Origin of the sequence: Paenibacillus cisolokensis (genome assembly GCF_050481165.1) — a bacterium.
GTDB classification, from domain to species: Bacteria; Bacillota; Bacilli; order Paenibacillales; family Paenibacillaceae; genus Paenibacillus_AH; species Paenibacillus_AH cisolokensis.
This window is the reverse complement of the sequence record NZ_JBCNFP010000012.1, coordinates 1-17913: the sequence shown is the minus strand read 5'-3', so window position 1 is coordinate 17913 and position 17913 is coordinate 1. Positions and strand designations below refer to the sequence as shown.

At 58.1% G+C, this 17913-nt stretch carries 12 protein-coding genes and 1 riboswitch; of the genes, 10 read left to right on the top strand and 2 right to left on the bottom strand.

What is annotated here, in order from left to right; all coding sequences use genetic code 11:
• The first annotated feature begins 16 nt into the window (after positions 1-16).
• Entirely contained in the window at positions 17-1432 is a 1416-nt protein-coding gene (locus ABEV74_RS01955; RefSeq protein ID WP_430143070.1) for a DEAD/DEAH box helicase, read from the top strand.
• A 170-nt stretch (positions 1433-1602) separates the two neighbouring features.
• Positions 1603-3354, top strand: coding sequence for a SulP family inorganic anion transporter (locus tag ABEV74_RS01950; RefSeq protein ID WP_430143068.1), 1752 nt, complete (start codon positions 1603-1605; stop codon positions 3352-3354).
• A gap of 56 nt (positions 3355-3410) precedes the next feature.
• Here the strand turns inward: ABEV74_RS01950 and ABEV74_RS01945 are convergent, their stop codons facing one another.
• On the bottom strand, positions 3411-4826 hold the full coding sequence (locus tag ABEV74_RS01945) for a DUF4832 domain-containing protein (RefSeq protein WP_430143066.1): 1416 nt from the start codon (positions 4824-4826) through the stop codon (positions 3411-3413).
• 176 nt (positions 4827-5002) lie between these two features.
• Positions 5003-5095: riboswitch (cyclic di-GMP riboswitch) on the top strand.
• 68 nt (positions 5096-5163) lie between these two features.
• Between ABEV74_RS01945 and ABEV74_RS01940 the strand changes: the two genes are divergently transcribed.
• The 8 genes from ABEV74_RS01940 to ABEV74_RS01905 are packed head-to-tail and all read left to right on the top strand — an operon-like array spanning position 5164 to position 16415.
• Positions 5164-7350 (top strand): NAD-dependent epimerase/dehydratase family protein, encoded by a 2187-nt coding sequence (locus ABEV74_RS01940; RefSeq protein ID WP_430143064.1) that lies wholly within the window; start codon positions 5164-5166, stop codon positions 7348-7350.
• A complete protein-coding gene (locus ABEV74_RS01935) occupies positions 7334-8248 on the top strand; it encodes a hypothetical protein (RefSeq protein ID WP_430143062.1) in 915 nt (304 codons plus the stop codon). Before ABEV74_RS01940 ends, ABEV74_RS01935 begins: the two co-directional genes overlap by 17 nt.
• Complete coding sequence (locus tag ABEV74_RS01930) at positions 8226-10058, top strand: DUF2194 domain-containing protein (RefSeq protein WP_430143060.1); 1833 nt, start codon at positions 8226-8228, stop codon at positions 10056-10058. The genes ABEV74_RS01935 and ABEV74_RS01930 overlap by 23 nt, the downstream gene beginning before the upstream one ends.
• Positions 10059-10063: 5 nt before the next feature.
• Positions 10064-11479, top strand: coding sequence for a GT4 family glycosyltransferase PelF (pelF, locus tag ABEV74_RS01925; protein WP_213530281.1), 1416 nt, complete (start codon positions 10064-10066; stop codon positions 11477-11479).
• Entirely contained in the window at positions 11476-14637 is a 3162-nt protein-coding gene (gene pelG / locus ABEV74_RS01920; protein ID WP_430143058.1) for an exopolysaccharide Pel transporter PelG, read from the top strand. Before pelF ends, pelG begins: the two co-directional genes overlap by 4 nt.
• Before the next feature lie 3 nt (positions 14638-14640).
• Complete coding sequence (locus tag ABEV74_RS01915; protein ID WP_213530273.1) at positions 14641-15348, top strand: polyphosphate polymerase domain-containing protein; 708 nt, start codon at positions 14641-14643, stop codon at positions 15346-15348.
• 30 nt (positions 15349-15378) lie between these two features.
• Positions 15379-16059: a DUF4956 domain-containing protein gene (locus tag ABEV74_RS01910; protein WP_430143056.1), complete on the top strand. Its 681-nt coding sequence runs from the start codon at positions 15379-15381 to the stop codon at positions 16057-16059.
• Between the two features lie 44 nt (positions 16060-16103).
• Positions 16104-16415 (top strand): hypothetical protein, encoded by a 312-nt coding sequence (locus ABEV74_RS01905; RefSeq protein WP_062490797.1) that lies wholly within the window; start codon positions 16104-16106, stop codon positions 16413-16415.
• A 295-nt stretch (positions 16416-16710) separates the two neighbouring features.
• Here the strand turns inward: ABEV74_RS01905 and ABEV74_RS01900 are convergent.
• On the bottom strand, positions 16711-17913 hold a 1203-nt coding region (locus ABEV74_RS01900; RefSeq protein ID WP_430143054.1), incomplete at its 5' end, for a polysaccharide deacetylase family protein.

Genomic DNA, 17913 nt, shown 5'->3' with positions numbered 1-17913 from the left:
CCAAGGAGACGAGAAGATGCTGCAATCATTCAAGCCTTTGGGCATTCGTCCGGAACTGGTCCGCCGGCTGCGCGAATCGGGCATTGTGCGGCCGACCCCGGTTCAGGCGGAAGCGATCCCGCTCATCGCGGGCGGGCATGACGTCATGGCCGAAGCGCAGACGGGGACGGGGAAGACGCTCGCGTTCATCCTGCCGATGCTGGAGAGGATTGATCCGAATGTTCCGCATGTGCAGGGTCTTGTGCTGACCCCGACGCGGGAGCTGGCTATCCAGATTACCGCGGAGTTGGAGAAGCTGGCGCCGGTCACGGGCGTGAACGTGCTCGCCGTATACGGGGGACAAGATGTTGACCGGCAGCTGCGCAAACTGCAGGGCGCCGTTCATTTCATTGTGGCGACGCCCGGGCGTCTGCTTGATCATTTGCGCCGGGGGTCGGTTCTGCTCCGCCGATTGTCGATGCTCGTGCTCGACGAGGCGGATCAGATGCTCCACCTGGGATTTCTGCAGGAGGTGGAATCGGTTTTGGCGCAGACGCCGCATCAGAAGCAGACGATGCTGTTCTCCGCCACGATGCCTGCGCAAGTCCGCGAGCTGGCGCGCGAGGTGATGAAGGAGCCGCGCTTTGTCCGGATCCGTCCGGATAAGCAGGTAACGCTGGCGGAAATTGAACAGCGGGTCGTCCTGACGACCGATCGCGGCAAGCAGGACGCCTTGTGCCGGGCGATTGACGAAGCGAATCCGTTCCTGGCGATGATTTTTTGCCGGACGAAACGGCGCGCCAGCACGCTGAACGGGGCGCTGCTCGAACGCGGGTACGCGTCCGAAGAGCTGCACGGCGACTTGTCGCAGGCGAAGCGGGAGCAGGTGATGAAGCGGTTCCGCGAAGCGAAATTCCAGCTGCTGGTGGCGACCGATGTCGCCGCCCGCGGTCTCGATGTCGAAGGCGTCACGCATGTTTTCAATTACGATATTCCCCATGACGCCGAGAGCTATATTCACCGCATCGGCCGAACGGGACGGGCCGGCGGGACGGGCGTTGCCATCACGTTCGCGGCGCCGAAGGATCAACGCTACCTCGAGCTGATCGAGCAGTCGATCCGCATGACGCTGCCGAAGTCGAAGGCGGGCGGTTCGGACGCGACGGCCCGCACGGCCGAAGCCGAACGCGAGAGCGGCCGCAAGAGCGCGAGCCGCGCGGCAACAAGCCGCGCAACCGGTTCGCGCGCCGCAAGCGCAAACCGCGGAGAAGCAAGCCGCGGCGGCGCCGGGCAAGGAGGCACGTACCGCAGCGGTTCCCGCGGACGGGCCGGCGCAACCGGCCCGCGCGGCACGCAGCCGGCGAGTGCCGGCCGCAAGAGCGCATCTTCCCGCGGTGCCGCTACTGCCGCAGGCCGCGCCAAAGGCGGCCGCGGCGCTCGCGGCAAGCGGTAAAAAGCCAGGGGAACCGTAAGCAATAAGGCGGTTTTGCCCGTTTTCTTCGCGTCATTATCGTTCTTTGTCCCTTGAAGAACCTTTTTCGTATTTGACAGCCGCTTCAACAGAGGAGTATGATCGCTGTAAAATTCGTCGTTTATTTTATGGAGAAAAGAAGGTCGCGCCGAATGATCGGGAAGGAAAGATTTGAGGGCTACAGTTTAGCCGGTTTTCGCAAGGATCTTGTTTCCGGCCTTGTTGTCGGCATTATCGCCATTCCTTTGGGAATGGCGTTTGCTATTGCATCCGGCGTGAAGCCCGAGTACGGCATCTACACAACGGTTGTAGCCGGCATTTTGATTTCCCTGTTCGGAGGCTCCAAATTTCAAATCGGCGGTCCGACGGGAGCTTTCATTCCGGTGCTGCTTGCGATCGTGATGCAGTACGGCTATGAGGATTTGCTGATTGCCGGTTTTCTCGCGGGGATCCTTCTTGTATTAATGGGCGTGCTTCGGTTGGGCGTGCTCATCCGGTATATTCCCCGTCCCGTAACGGTCGGGTTTACCGCCGGCATTGCCGTCATTATATTCAGCGGCCAAATTGCCGGATTTTTAGGACTGAGCGGCATCCGCAAACACGAGGAATTCGTGCTGAACATGCGGGAAATCGTTCTGCATATCGGATCGATCAACGTGTACAGCGTCATAACGGCCGGGATCAGTCTGGCGGTTCTGCTGCTCGCCTCCCGATTTTTGCCGAAGGCGCCGGGAGCGTTATTGGGGCTTGTCATATCGAGCGCGGTCGCCGCGCTCTTTTTCAAAGGCCAGGTCGCTACGATCGGCTCGTCCTTCGGGGCGATCCCGAGCGGTCTGCCTCCGCTGCATATTCCGGAGCTCACCTGGGAACGGGTCGCGGCGATGCTTCAACCCGCATTCATTATCGCCGTGCTCGGCGGTATCGAGTCCTTGCTTTCGGCCGTCGTAGCCGACAACATGTCCGGAAGCCGCCACAACAGCAACCGGGAGCTGATCGGTCAGGGAATCGCCAATATGGCCGCGCCCTTGTTCGGAGGGATTCCGGCTACGGGCGCCATCGCCCGCACGGCGGCGAATATTAAGAACGGAGCGGTATCTCCGCTGTCCGGCATTATCCACGGTTTCGTCGTCCTGCTCGTGCTGCTGCTGTTTGCGCCTTACGCCTCCCATATTCCGCTTGCCGGCATGGCGCCGGTCCTGATGCTGGTGGCATGGAATATGAGCGAGCGGAAGGAATTTATGCACATTCTGAAAACCAAAACGAGCGATTCGCTCGTGCTCGTGGTTACGTTTTTGCTGACGGTATTTACGAATTTGACGATAGCTGTCGAAGCGGGGCTGATGATGGCTGTCCTGCTGTTTGTAAAGCGGATGAGCGACCTGTTGAACATAGCCAAAGTGCTTCCCGACCCGAACAGCAAGCATGCCAAAGTGAGAGCGCATATGGTGTTCGAAGGGCATGATTGTCCTCAAATCGGCATTTATACGATCGAAGGGCCTTTATTTTTCGGGGCGGTCGGTCGATTTGAAAAGTCGTTGTTGGCGGATCCGCTCCGTCCGAAGCCGAATATTTTGCTGCTGCGTATGAGCCGGGTTCCCTTCATGGATACGACGGGCGCTTACCAATTATCCGGTCTGGTCAAACGTTATCGGAAGCAAGGCGGTTTGGTGCTGTTTGCAGGGATTCAGCCGCAGCCGCTTGACATGCTCCGAAAAACCGGATTATTCGAACAGATCGGGGCGGACCGATTTTTCGAGCATACCGGCGAAGCGATCAATTATGCGTTGGAACGGTTAAATCCGGCGAAATGCCGCGGCTGCAAGCATTTCGTATTTCGCGAATGCGCGGCATTATCCGAGGGGAAAGGCGCGCAGCCTGCGGCTGTTGTAGCCGGAAACAGTTAAAGTTGGGGCCGCAGGCGGACCGGGAACGGTCGACGCGTTGCGGCTCCGCCTTGTCTTCATGACGGCGCGGCGACGATGACCTTGCCGAGCGGATAGCGGCCGTCCGGCCGTCTCCCCTCAATGGCGAATTCGACGCCGGGTTTGCCGGTTTGCGGGTCGAGAATGGCCGCGTTGACGATATATTCGCCTTCGGCCAGCCGCTTGGGCAGCTTTATCGTATGGAATACCGTTCGCGTCCCGGGCAACCATTGCCGGATGTCGGCATCCGCAACCGTCTTCAGCACGATGGCGCCGGTAGCCGCATCCGACAGCGACAATTCCAGCGGCCACGGGTAATAGAAGGGCGCTACGCCGCGGTTGCGGATGTCCAGCCGGACATTCAGCTTCCCGCCGGCCGGCGCCTCTTTCTCGTGCGATTCCTTGACGATGACAAACCGATAGCCGATCGTGTTGAGAAACCGGTCGATATTTGCCTGCAGCGTCCGGTCTTCTTCGAGATAGGGCGCGTTCGGGCCCATCCAGCTGACATGCGTAAGCCGCGCCTGCCGCAGCGTTTCCCCGATGCTGTCGTCCTGAAAATATTTCGTTCTGTGCGCAAATTCGCCGCCGCTCGGCGCTTTCGTCCAGAAGTTGAGCATGGCCGGTTCCTTTTCCTTTGTCAGCCAGGACGTGTACCCTTGAGTATACCAGGTATAAAAACCGTCGGACGTCGCTTTCGGATCCCCGAAGGCGTCGTTGAACAGTCCCATGCCGTTGCGAAGCGCGACATCATGCGGGCGCCGCATCAGCAGATGCTTGTCCGGGAACGCCCGGACATAGTGCTCGGCGTACCGGTCGGAAACGTTCCGTTTCGGAAACGGGATGTAGCCTTCCTTTTTATCCCATGTATGCCATTCTCCCCAATGGCCGAGACTGCCCAATTGAATGAATGCGATCAACGGATCGTCGTTGTAGCGCCGTCCGAGAGCCGAAATCATGCGTTCGTGATTGCGGATCAGCAAGGAGTTGTCGTAGTTGGGGCTGAACCCTTTGCCGTATTCGTTGTCGTACCAGGTTCCGTCGCCGCCGATTTCGCGGTAGAGCCAGTCGGGAATATCCATATGGGCGTAGTCCCGCGGATAATCCATGATCACCCGGACGATCAGATGTACGCCGCGTTGTCTCCATAACGGGAAGTTAAACTTTTCCTCTATGGCATCGAAGGCATATCGGCCTTTCTCCGGTTCGAGTTCCCGCCAGGTCAGATTGACGTGGGCGAGCCGGAACGGCTGCGCGGATTCGTCGTATTTGGCGTCAACGGCAAAGCCCATAAACGGGTTGGCCAGCACCCGGTCGGATTCTTCCGGATAAAATACGGTTCGCCCGGCCGGGCTTTCGGCGGCATGCAGGCTGTCTTGAATTACAAACACAAGTATCCCGGTTATCCCCAAAAAGGCCAACATCACGAGGCTGCGGTATAGAAGGGCATTCATGTTTTTCTTCCTTTCGGCGACAGGCGGTCCGTCATTTTTCATCATGTTTGTTTATTATATACCGGCAGCAATCGGCAGGGAAATACTGGTCTGGAAATTGTAAGTGTTGCTTTTTTTGTGAAACTGTATATAATACAACCTATATCTCAGATTGAAAAAAATTACATATTGGAACGACCTGTAAAAAGCAAACCTATCGAAAGTTAGGGACGCAAAGTCAGGAGTCTGCCATGCTGGTATTCCAGCATAATGATCGTCCGACTGCCATGTTATAATGGCAGTCTTTTTTGTTTTCGAAAAAAAGAACCGGTCTCAAAAAGAAACGGGGAAGCTTGCGATGAACGTGTTGGTGACGGGTGGATACGGATTTATCGGCTCATTCGTAGCGGAACGTTTTTACAAGGAAGGCTATGAGGTCGTCATTATCGACAATCTGTCTGCCGGGGACAAGCGCAACGTCAATTTCAAGCATAAAAGCTATTTATTGCCGGTCGAGGATCGCCGGTGCGAAGAGGTATTCCGCAGTACCCGGTTCGATGTCGTCGTTCATCTTGCGGCTCATGCCGATGTGGCCGCTTCGATGGACAATCCGCGGCTGGACGCGGAGTCCAACCTTTTGGGTCTGGTCAATATGCTGAACCTGTCACACAAGTACGGCGTCCGAAAATTTATTTTTGCATCGTCCGCCGCCGTATATGGGCAAAGCGATCGGCTGCCGGTTGCGGAGACGGAAGCTTGCGAGCCGGTTTCGCCGTACGGGCTGAACAAAATGATCGGGGAAACGTATTGCCGGAAATGGCAGGAAATGTACGGGTTGGAGACGCTCTGCTTCCGGTTTTCCAACGTATACGGGCCGCACCAGGGCAGAGCCGGAGCGGGAGGGGTCGTCTCGGCATTCATCAAGGCGGCCCTCGCCTCGCAGGATCTGGTCGTGTACGGGGACGGCGAACAGACGCGGGACTTCATCTATGTCGAAGACGTGGCCGATGCGGTATACCGCGCCTCGTATTCCGGTCTGACCGGCGTCTACAACTTGTCCACAGGCAAGGAAAGCAGTGTGAACGAGCTGATCGGCGAGCTCCGCTCCATCCACGGTACGCTCGTCGTGAAATATATGGATGTCCGCCCCGGCGACTTCGAGCGCTCGGCGCTGGACAATCGGAACATTAAGAAGGATCTGGACTGGTCGCCGAAATATTCGCTGCAGGAAGGGCTGCGCAAAACGTACGAATGGCATGCGGCCGTCTCCGCTTCGGCGAAAGAGGCGAAGGCTCCCGCGCGGTTCGGCTCGCCCGGGCTTCGCGCGGCGTTCAAGGCCGTCGTCCCTTATGCCGAGAACCTGCTCGCCTTCGCGTTGACCGCCTGGCTTATGCTGTCCGTCCGGGACAGCTGGATCGACATTCTCGATTTGCGGATCGTCTATATCCTGCTTCTCGGCATTTTGTACGGCACCCGGCAGTCGCTGGTCGCGGTTGCCCTGGCGACGCTGCTGTTCATCTACGAGCAGCTCGGGAACGGGCGCGAGCTTGTCTCGCTGCTTTACGACAGCGATTTTCTGTTTCATTTGACGGTGTACCTGTTTGTCGGTCTTGTGGTCGGCTACTCGGTCGAACGGAAAAACATGATATTGGAATCGATGGGCGAACAGCTGGAAGCGTTGAAGGAGAAGCACGCTTTTTTGACCGACGTCTATCATGAAACCCGCAAAGTGAAGGACGAGCTGCAGCAGCGGGTTCTCGGAAGCGGCGACAGCTTCGGCAAAATCTATTCGGTCACGAAATCGCTGGAAAGCCTGGAGCCCGAGCAAATTTTCACATCCACGGTAACCGTGCTGGAATCGCTGATGAAGGCCAAGGGCGTATCGATTTATACGGTCGACCGGTCCGGAAACTATTTGCGGCTCGCCGCCCATTCGTATCCGGATGATCTCGTGATCCCCAAATCGGTCAGGGTGGAAAGCGAGCCGTTCGCCCGGCAGGCGCTTCACGACCGGAAACTGTTCGTCAATACGGAGCTTGAGCCCGGCGTTCCTTTAATGGCCGCGCCGGTCATCAGCGGCGGAAAGCCGGTGGCCGTCGTCGCGATTCACGAAATGGAATTCGAGCATTTCACCCTTTACCATCAGAACCTGTTCAGCGTGCTGGTCGGACTGGTCTCCTCCGCGTTGTCGAGGGCGCTGTCGTTCGTCGAAGCGACCGAGAACAAGCGTTATATCGAAGGGACGGCCATTCTGAAGCCGGAAGTATTCGCGGAAATTGTCGCCGCCAAGCATGAGGCAAAAGCGAAGCACGGGATCGAGTACGTGCTGTTGTCGGCCGGACCGGCTGACGATGCGCGGCAAGAGCTGTCCCGCGAAATATCGCGCTTGCTGCGCGAGACGGACTATATCGGCATCGGAGAACGGGGGGAGCTTATGGTGCTGCTCAGCAACTCCGGGATGGAGGAGGCCGCAAGCGTGCTCGAGCGGCTCGGGAGGAACGGCATATCGCTTCGGGTGGCGGAAGAGGATGGACCCTATGTTTGAGCGGATCTATATGGCTTACGTCGTCGTCTGCGGCATCGCTCTCGCGCCGATCTGCCGCGGCGACAAGCGGGAATGGCTGATGCGGACGGCACTGGCCGCCGGCCTGCCGGTCATTGGACTGCTCCTGCCCTTCTTCCGCCCGCCGGAGCATGCGCAGCGGCAGAAGGATACGGCCGCGTTCGATCATTTCCGGATCGGAGAGAGCCGCGGCGAAGCGATTCTGAAGCCGGATGCCGAGCGGGAAATGAACATCGTTCCGCTGGAGGAGGCGCTGCTTGTCAACGATTTCGCCATACGGCGCAAGGCGATGATCGATGTGCTCAAGCAGGACTCGCTGGAATATTTGGGCGTGCTGCAGACGGCCGTCGGCAACGAGGATACGGAGACGTCCCATTATGCCGCCAGCGCCATTATGGAGGTCAAGCGCCAGCTGATGCTCAAGCTGCAGCAATTCGAAGTCCGTTATGAGAAGGAGAAGGACGATCCGTTTCTGCTGCGCGCCTATGCGGATGTATTAAAAAGCTATATGCGCAGCGGTTTTCTCGACGAGCGTACGGAGATGAAATACCGGTATACGTATTCGGCCGTACTGGAACGGTTGATCGAGCTGGCTCCGGAATCCGCGGAGGCGTATCCGGACAAAATCGACACCGATCTCAAGCTCGGCGAATACATCTCGGCCGAACGGTCGGCGCTCCGGTATTTGCGGCAATTCCCCGATCGCGAGGACGCTTATATCCGTCTGATGAAAGTGTATTTCACCGTCCGCTCGTTCGACAAATTAAACCGTACGTTGGAGCAGCTGAAACATTCGCCGGTTCGGTTGTCCCACGAGGGACTGACGATCGTAAGGTTTTGGTCGGGAGGTACGCGCGTTGGAACCGAAGGTGAGACTTAAACCGAATGTCTATATTCTATTGGCCGGCATCCTGCTGCTGGCCTTGCTGATACAGATGTCGCGTTCCGAAAGCTTGTTCGGATCGATCCGCAACGAAGCGGTCGCGGGCGGAATGTCCGGATGGAAACCGGCCGTTCCGGACGACGATGTCCTCCGCCCGTCCGGCCGTCCGTATTGTGTCGCATACGACGGCTCCCGGGAAGAAAGCGTCAAAATCAAGCGCCAGCTGGAACGAACGCTCGGGTATATGAAAAAACCGGCGCAGACGTCGGACGTGCGGCAGGGACGGCTTGACTTCGCGCCGTGCGCGGCGGTCATCGTCGCCACGGAAAATCTCGAACTGCTCGGAGATCCGGAGGCGCTTGGCGCCTATGCCGAAGCCGGGGGCTATGTCCTGTTGGCGGTTCGTCCCGAGCTGAACCATGCTTTCTACCGGTTGTACCGCAAAATGGGCATGGTCGCGGCCGAGGATATGAAGGATACGCAAGGCATCGAGCTGACGGAGAACGTGCTGATCGGAGAGCGCGGACTTCGGCTCCATGAGCCGTTCGTCGTCAACTCGTCCATTATCGTCGAGCTGGACGCCAAAAGCCGGGTGCTTGCCCGGTCGGCCGAAGGCATTCCGCTGTTGTGGGAATTTCCGTTCGGCCAAGGGAAATTTATGGTTGTCAACGGCACGCTTCTGACCGAGAAGTTCAATCGGGGGCTGTTTGCCGGCGCGCTCAGCATGCTGGAGCCCGATTTTATTTACCCGATTTTCAATTCCAAGCTGTTTTATATCGACGATTTTCCGGCGCCGATCCGGAACGGGCGGGATGAGGCCATCTATCGGGAGTACCGACGCGATATCCGCGCTTTCTACAAGGAAATATGGTGGCCGGACATGCTGAAGGCGGCGAAGCGGTACGATGTCGATTATACTGCGGTATTCATCGAATCGTACGACGACCGGGTCGAGCCTCCGTTCGGATCGCCGTCCGACGCCGACAGGAAAAATCTGTTCGCCTTCGGCCGCGAGCTGATCAAGAGCGGAGGAGAGCTCGGGCTGCACGGCTACAACCATCAGTCGCTTACGTTCCGGGAGGAAGTGGCCGACGCGTACGGCTATGTCCCGTGGCCTGACGTCGACAACATGGCCGAAGCGGTGGAGGAAGCGGTCAGGTTTGTGGGCGAGACGTTTCCCGACTACAGGATGATCGTGTACGTGCCTCCGTCCAACGTGCTCGATCCGGAAGGGCGGGAGGCGCTCAAGAAGGGCTGGCCGGACATGGCCGTGATCTCCTCGCTTTACGGTGAGGATGCGTCGGGTCTGGCCTATGTGCAGGAGTTTGAGATTGCGGAGGACCGGATATTGGAAATGCCGCGGCTCACTTCAGGCTACACGGAAAATGCGTTTGACCGGTGGATGATGGCCAATGCGTTGACGACGCACGGCTTTTTCTCCCACTTCATCCATCCGGACGACCTGTTCGACGGGCAGCGCGGCGGCAACCGGTCGTGGGAGCAGTTGTACCGAGAGTTCTCCGCCATGCTGCGGCGGCTTGATCGGACTTATCCGTGGCTTCGTCTGATGACGGCGTCGCAGGCGGCCGTCGAGATGGAGGGCGTGCTGGCAAGCCGCGCCGATTTTACCCGCGAAGGGCGGACGCTGCGCGGCAAGATCGAGCCGTTCCGCCGCGATCAGTTTTTCATTCTGAGAACGGCGCGCAGCATCGAGCGGCTGAACGGCTGTCGGGCGCAAAAGATCGATGACGGAGTCTATCTCGTTGCCGCCGCCAAAGCGGATTTTGAGATTACGTTGGGAGATTGAAGCGTATGCGCGTTTGCATCATAGCTGAAGGATCGTATCCGTATATGACGGGCGGGGTTTCCGGCTGGATTCACTCGCTGATGACGAATTTGCCCGATCATGAATTTATCATCTATACGATCGGCGCGCAGGCAGGACAGCGTGGCAAGTTCAAATATACGCTCCCGCCGAATGTCGTGGAAGTGAGGGAGACGTTTCTGGACGAATCGCTGGACGAGCATGGCGGCAGAAGACGTCTCCGCTTGTCGGCCGGCGAGAAGGAGGCGCTTCGCTCGTTGATCGGCGGCGGCCATACGGACTGGGAAGGCGTGTTCGCGCTGTTCCGGTCGGAGCGGTTCCGGCACGCTGCCGATCTACTGATGAGCGAAGATTATTTCGACGTGCTGACCGGGCTGTGCCGGGAAACCTATTCCCAGATCCCGTTCACGGAGATGATCTGGACCGTCCGCTCCATGATTTTGCCGCTGTTTCTGTCCGTCCGCCGGGACATTCCGGAGGCGGACCTTTATCACAGCGTATCGACCGGCTATGCCGGCGTCGTCGGGGCGCTTGCCAAGCATCTGTACGGGAAGCCGTTTTTGCTTACCGAACACGGCATTTACTCGCGCGAGCGGGAGGAAGAGATCATCAAGGCGGATTGGGTAAAAGGCTATTTCAAGGATTTGTGGATCGAATATTTTTACCGGTTGTCCGGCTGCGCCTATGCATATGCCGACAAGGTGGTTACGCTGTTCGGCCGCAACCGCGAGATCGAGATCGAGCTCGGCTGCCGGCCTGACAAAATCGCCATCATTCCGAACGGCGTGGACGTCCGGGCCTATGAGCAGGCCGCCCGCCGGACCGGCGGCGATCGGACGGCCGTCCGGATCGGCGCCATCGTTCGGGTCGTGCCGATCAAGGATATTAAAACGATGATCCACAGCTTCGCGCTCGTGAGGCAGCGAATGCCGGAAACCGAGCTCTATATTATGGGGCCGACGGACGAAGACAGGGAGTATTACGGCGAATGTCTGCAGCTAATCGAATCGTTGCAGGTCGAGGGAGTCGTCTTTACCGGGGAAGTCAACGTCCGCGAATATTTGGAGCGAATGGATCTGATTCTGCTGTCGAGCATAAGCGAAGGAATGCCGCTTGCGATACTGGAGGCGATGGCGAGCGCCAAGCCGGTCGTCGCGACCGATGTGGGCAGCTGCCGGGAGCTGCTTCTCGGACGCGGCGACGATATCGGTCCGGCCGGGGAAGTCGTGCCGGTCATGCATTACGACCGGATGGCCGAGGCGATCGTCCGGCTGTGCGCCAATCGCAAGCTGCGCGAACAAATGGGAAGCAACGGGCTGAAACGGGTACGCATGCATTATACGCATGAACGGTTTATCGACGGCTATCGCAGGCTCTATGCTTCCTTCGGGGAGGGGAAATGATGGCGGGCATAGGGTTTGAACTGAAAAAGCTGTTTCGGGAACAGGGGCTGCTCGGCGGGATGAAAGCTTACGGCTACTCGTCGCTAACGTCGATCGGTCCGATGGCGCTTTGCGTTGCGATGATTCTGGCCTTGCAGCAGCTGCTGGCAGAGGGGGGCGCTCCGTATGCGGAGCGGGAGCTGTTTCTGGCGACGGTCGCCTACTGTTTTATCTTTTCCGTCCTGATCACCGGCGGGTTGTCCATGGTGCTTACGCGGTTTGTCGCCGACGCGATGTTTGCGAAGAAATACGAGCTGCTGCTGCCGTCTTTCTACGGTTCCGCAGCTGTCTGCCTGCCGCTTTGCGCATGGAGCGCATGGCTGTTTCTGCGCGGTGTGCCGGCGGGCTTCGGCTACAAGGCGGCGGCCTTCCTGCTGTTCGCGGAGCTGATCGTCATCTGGCTCCAGATTGTCTTTCTGTCCGCGCTCAAAGACTATAAGCGGATCGCCCACCATTTTCTGTACGGCACGGCCATTGCGGTCGGCGGTTCGTGGCTTGTTCTGCGCTTCACTTCTTACGAAAGCGCGACCGTCGCGCTCGCGATGATGGATGCCGGTTTTTTGGCCATGCTGCTGCTGTCGGCCCGCCATATCGGACAGATGTTTCCGCGCGGCTCGAGCCTTCTGTACTTTCGCTTTTTGAACTATTTTCGTCAATACCCGTCGTTGTTCTGGATCGGCACCTTTCTTTACGCCGGCGTCTACGTTCACAGCTTCGTCTATTGGTTCGGGCCGGAAAGCGTGCGCGTGGCGGAGCGATTTGCGATTTCGCCGTTCTACGATTTGCCGGCGTTCTATGCTTATCTGACGGTCGCGCCTGCGCTCGTTACGTTCGTCGTATCGCTGGAAACGTCGTTTTACGAGAAATACCGCGCGTATTACAGCAGCATTCTGAACGGCGGCACGTACGCGGATATCGCGCAGGCTAGACGCGACATGCAAAAGACGCTCATGCATGAAATCAGCTTCATGATGGAGGTGCAGCTGCTGGTTACGATTTTGTCGATCGCGCTCGGCATCAAGCTTCTTCCCGGCATCGGCTTTTCCATGGAGCAGCTCGATACGTTCCATCTTCTTGTGCTAGGCTACTTTCTGTTTATCGCCGCGTTTATCGTGATGCTGCTTATGCTTTATTTCGACGACCGCAAAGGGGCGCTTGCGGTCAGCGGCCTGTTCGTCGTGCTGAACGCGGCGTTCACAACCTGGACGATGTCGGCGGACCAACACGGGCTCGGCATGTTTGCCGCCTCGTTCCTCGCGCTCGTGCTGGCGCTCGCCCGACTGCTCCGATATGTCCGAAATATCGATTACTATACCTATTGCTCGCAGCCGCCCAAGTTTCGCGGCGGCGCGCACGGCCGCAAGTCCCGGCTTTCCGTTTTTCGGAAAAAACCGGGGAAGCATGCGGCGTCCGCCGTACTGCTGCTCGTCCTCGCCTTCCTGCTTGCCTCTTGCGCGAACGATAGCGGGTTTTCGGATCGGGCCGGTCTGACGGCTGCCGCGACGCAACCGGGCGGAACGGCAGCCGCGGACGAAGCGGAATCGTCCGCGGCGTTCCGCGAAGACAAGCGGCTGTACGAGCGGGACGACGACACGTCGGTCATTCCGCTCTATATTACGATCCTTCCGGATCAGGCGGAGACGGGCAAGACGCTGGACTGGTATACGCTCAATCGCATCGAGAGCGAGATGGAGGAAGGCGACCTGAACATCATGATGCAGGAGGGAGCGCCGGACGGGAGCGGTCCTGCAAAAGGCCGGTTCGGATACGGCGAGACGGAAGCGAACGCGAAAATTTCGATTCGCGGCAACACGGCGCGCTATGCGCCGCAGCGGTCGTACAAAATCAGGCTGAACAAGCAGGCGGGACTGTGGCGCGATCAGCGGACTCTTAATCTGAACAAGCATTATTACGACCCGTCCCGCATCCGCAACAAGCTCAGCTACGACATTTTCGAGACGCTTCCGGACATCGCCAGCCTGCGGACGCAGTTTGTCCATTTGTATGTCAAGGACTTGACCGATAAGAACGGAGCTGCCGCGGGTTTCGCCGATTACGGCCTGTACACCCATGTGGAGCAGCCGAACAAGATGTTTCTGAAAAATCATTGGCTCGATCCGAACGGGCAACTGTACAAAGCCGTCATGTTCGAGTTTTTCCGCTATCCGGAGTCGCTGAAGTCGCAATCCGATCCGGACTACGACAAAGCGGCGTTCGAACAGGTGCTGGAAATCGAGGGCAGGGAGGATCACGACAAGCTGCTTGCGATGCTGGACGACGTCAACGATATGTCGATCCCGATCCGTGACGTGATTGACAGGCATTTCGATCTGGACAATTACCTGACATGGCTCGCGGCCAATATTTTGATGGACAACATGGATACCGACGCCCAGAACTATTTGCTGTATTCGCCGCTGAATTCGGACAAATGGTACTTCGTGCCGTGGGATTACGACGGAGGCTGGGAATTGCAGCGGGGGCTGCACAGCATTAGCGATTATGCGAACGGAATCAGCAATTATTGGGGGAACGCGCTGCACAGACGCTTTCTGCGCAGCGAAGAAAATGTCCAGCTGCTGCAGCATAAAATCGACGAGCTGTATCGGACGGCGATCAACAACGAAGCGGTCGCCGAACGGCTTAAGGCGTATCGTCAGGTCGTGCAGCCGTTCATCGGCCGGTCGCCCGACCGCGATTTTTGGCCGATCCGAACCGGTCAGCTGGATGACGAATTCAAGCGGATTGCCGAAACGCCGAAGCGTTCCCTGCAGCGCTTCGCAGAAGATTTGCAGAAGCCGAAGCCGATCTTTCTCGGAGATGTGCGGCAGGACGGGGATGGACGGCTAACGTTCTTCTGGGACCTTTCCTACGATTTGCAGGGCGACGATCTGTATTATGACTGGTCGGTCGCGGCGGACCCGGCCTTTACCCGGATCGTGGCAAGCCGCAAAGGGCTGACCGAAACGCAGACGTCGCTGCCCGCGCTGCAGCCGGGAACTTATTACTGGAAGGTCGTCGTCCGGGACAAGGCGGGGCATACCCAGATCGCCTTCGATCAATATGAGGACGAAGAAGGCAATCCTTATTACGGCATCAGGCAAATAAAGGTGGAATAGCTTTTGGAATTTCTCGGACGAAAACTGAGGCATGAGCTGAAGTATTATATCCACCCGCATGATTACGCAGCCCTCCGGCAGCGGCTGTCTGCCGTTCTGAAGCTGGACGGCCATTCCGTCCGTCCCGACGGATACGGCATCCGCAGCCTTTACTTTGACGGACCGCACGGTTACGCGCTTGACGACAAGGTGAACGGCGTGTTCGGCCGGGAGAAATACCGCATTCGCATCTATAACGGCAGCGACCGCATTATCAGGCTGGAACGGAAAAGCAAGTTCGGCAATTACGTATGCAAAGAAGCCGCATCGCTGACGAAAGCGGAGTACGCGCGGATATTGGCCGCGGACTTCGGTTTCCTGAGGAAGGCGGATGCGCCGCTGCTGCAGGATTTCTACCGCGCGCTTGCCCACCGCGGCTTCCGCCCGACGGCGATAACCGACTATATCCGGGAAGCTTATATCGATGAGCCGGGCGATGTCCGCATTACATTCGACAAGAGGCTCGCGGCCGGCATCAACTCGCTCGACCTGTTCGACCCGGGATTGGCTATGGCCGAAGCGCTGCCGCCGGAGAAGACGATTATGGAAATCAAGTACGGCGCCTTCCTGCCGGAGACGGTGCGGCTGCTGGTTCGGCCGCAGGCGCATGATCGGTCGGCCATATCGAAATATGTCATTTGCCGCGAGTTGGGGATTCGCCATTTTATTTGACTTCGACACGGAGCGAAAAGGGAGATTGTTATGGGGGATGTCACCAGCTTCCAGGATTTATTCAAAAAAAGCGTGCTTCATCTCGAAGCGTTTCGGAATGTGTCGTTCATCGATGTCGTCATCGGGCTTATCGCTTCGTTCGCGATCGGCATGTTTATTTATTTCATTTACCGCAAAACGTTTCGCGGAGTCGTGTACAGCTACAACTACAATGTGTCGTTCGTGCTGATGACGATGATCACGGCGATGATCATTATGACGATCAGCACGAATATCGTGCTGTCGCTCGGGATGGTCGGCGCGCTCAGCATCGTCCGATTCCGGACGGCGGTGAAGGACCCGCTCGATATCGTCTATATGTTCTGGGCGATTTCCGCCGGGATCGCATGCGGCGCCAAGCTGTATCCGATCGCTTTCACCGGTTCGGCCGCCGTCGGTCTGGCGCTCGTCTGGATGTCGGGACGGAAGTTCAGGGAGCAGCCTTATTTGTTCATCATCCGTCATACCGAAAAGGCCGCCGACGACATTCGGACCCGGTTGCGCCGGATGACCTACCATTTGAAATCGAAAACCGTCCGCAACGATTTCATCGAGCTTACGCTGGAGATACGGCTGCGCGACGACAATACGGCGTTTGTCAACGAATTTTCCGCCATTGACGGCGTCATCGACGTCGCTTTGATCAACTACACGGGCGATTATGCGCAATAAAGCTTGCGTTTTTTATTACTCGCTTATACATGGGAGGCAGAATAATGGGAAGAAGAAGAGGCGTTAAGAAAGATTGCAGCGTGCAAGACTGCAATTATGTTCATTATGCGAAAGGATTGTGCAAACGGCATTATTATCGGGAGTATTACCGTCTGAATTTGCGAAAGCGATCGATGTCAGGCGATTCGCGGGAGAAGCAGGTGCTGCTGCCGGAGGAGGTCTCCGAAACCGACGGAAGCCGTTCGGCTGCCGCCGCAATCCGTAAACCGGCGCGGTTTGCGCCGGAATTGACGGCGGAGCGGCAGCGGCTGGCCGCGCGCTTGTCTTCCTGGCAGCGGCAATCGGTCGGTTCGTAGCACGGCGGCGAGGCAGGCCGGAGGGCCGTACAGAACAACAGAGGACGGAGATTCGTATCGACCGACTGAGTCATCCGGTTTCTCCCCTCTTCGGAAGCTGTACAGAACAACAGGACGGAGCAGTCGTATCGACCGACTGAGTCATCCGGTTTCTCTCCTCTTCGGAAGCCGTACAGAACAACAGGACGGAGCAGTCGTATCGACCGACTGAGCCATCCGGTTTCTCTCCTCTTCGGAAGCTGTACAGAACAACAGGACGGAGCAGTCCTATCCGACGGCTTCCGTCCTGTTGTTTTTAAGGGCGCTTATGCGGCGGCTTCTTTTCCCAGTAGCTGCGGGGGCGGTTGTCGCGGTCGAGCACGGCGTCGGGGACGAACAGATCGGCAAGCGTCTTCTGCTGCTCGATCAGCGCAATGCCGTCCATATGGCGCCGGTCCATCGTATAGGCTCCGCCCTGCACTTTCGTATAAGAAGTCGGTCCGACCGCCGACAGCACCTTGTAGCCGCTGGCGACGAGAAAGTCGAATTTGGCGTCGCCGGGATCGACGCGCGCGCCGTACGGATAGATGAAGAGCGCCGTATCGCCGACGAGCGAACCGACCTCGCGCTTCCATTTGGCCGTATCTTGCTTGAGCCGGGTGAGCGAGACGTTCGGCACGTTGATATGCCCGTAGCTGTGGGAGCCGAAAACCCAGCCCGTTTCTTTCAGCCGCTCGATGACCGGCTTCGCTGCGGCGATTTCCGATTCGCGATCGGGCGAGCCGCTTTGGGTGCGGTACCCGAGCACCCCCTCATAACCGGTCAGCGCGAGCACGCCTTTCGCGCCGCGGAATGAGAAATCCGGATGCTCCTCTACGAATAGGTCCAGAATCGGCACGATTTCATTGTCGCGCGAGACGATTTCCTCGCCGTCCGGCGTCTTCGACCAGGTCGCCACATTGCCGTCCTCGTCCAGGACAAGCTTGAACACGTTGCCGTTCTCGATCATATATTCGTAGTAGTTCAGATCGTCGACCGAAATGACGAGCGGCTTTTTACCGGGCGGCAGCATCATCGTCTTCTTGGTCAGCTTCAGCTTGCCGTTAACCTTCTTCTCTTCGTAGACGTCGTTCAGATCGACGAGAATAAAATCGCGCTCGTACAGCGCCTCCAGCATCCGCTTGAATTCCGGGACGGTCGTAAAATAATTGTTGTAGCCGTCCGACATCGCATCGCCGTCGAATGCAAGCTCCGGATACGCAATTAACGGATGAAAAAATAAGTGCTCGACGACGCCGTCGTACGGGACCAGCCCCTCATCGCTTTCATCGGGACGATCGTCCCGGGCGCCGTTGCCGCCGGTGTCGGGGACAGTTCCGGAGACAGCTCCGGGATCGGTACCGGGGGCGGTACCAGGGTCGGAACCGGAGTCGCCGCTGCCCGCGGCGTTCCCGCCAGCGTCAGCTTCAGGCGTCGAAACGCCGGGACGGTCCGGCGTTCCGCCGTCGGAGCCGGCGTT

Excerpts from the sequence above, each read along its gene's own strand:
- ABEV74_RS01955 (WP_430143070.1), top strand. The coding sequence starts at position 17 with ATGCTGCAATCATTCAAGCCTTTGGGCATTCGTCCGGAACTGGTCCGC.
- ABEV74_RS01905 (WP_062490797.1), top strand. The coding sequence starts at position 16,104 with ATGGGAAGAAGAAGAGGCGTTAAGAAAGATTGCAGCGTGCAAGACTGC.
- ABEV74_RS01910 (WP_430143056.1), top strand. The coding sequence starts at position 15,379 with ATGGGGGATGTCACCAGCTTCCAGGATTTATTCAAAAAAAGCGTGCTT.
- ABEV74_RS01950 (WP_430143068.1), top strand. The coding sequence starts at position 1,603 with ATGATCGGGAAGGAAAGATTTGAGGGCTACAGTTTAGCCGGTTTTCGC.
- pelF (WP_213530281.1), top strand. The coding sequence starts at position 10,064 with ATGCGCGTTTGCATCATAGCTGAAGGATCGTATCCGTATATGACGGGC.
- ABEV74_RS01945 (WP_430143066.1), bottom strand. The coding sequence starts at position 4,826 with ATGAATGCCCTTCTATACCGCAGCCTCGTGATGTTGGCCTTTTTGGGG.
- ABEV74_RS01935 (WP_430143062.1), top strand. The coding sequence starts at position 7,334 with ATGGACCCTATGTTTGAGCGGATCTATATGGCTTACGTCGTCGTCTGC.
- ABEV74_RS01940 (WP_430143064.1), top strand. The coding sequence starts at position 5,164 with ATGAACGTGTTGGTGACGGGTGGATACGGATTTATCGGCTCATTCGTA.
- pelG (WP_430143058.1), top strand. The coding sequence starts at position 11,476 with ATGATGGCGGGCATAGGGTTTGAACTGAAAAAGCTGTTTCGGGAACAG.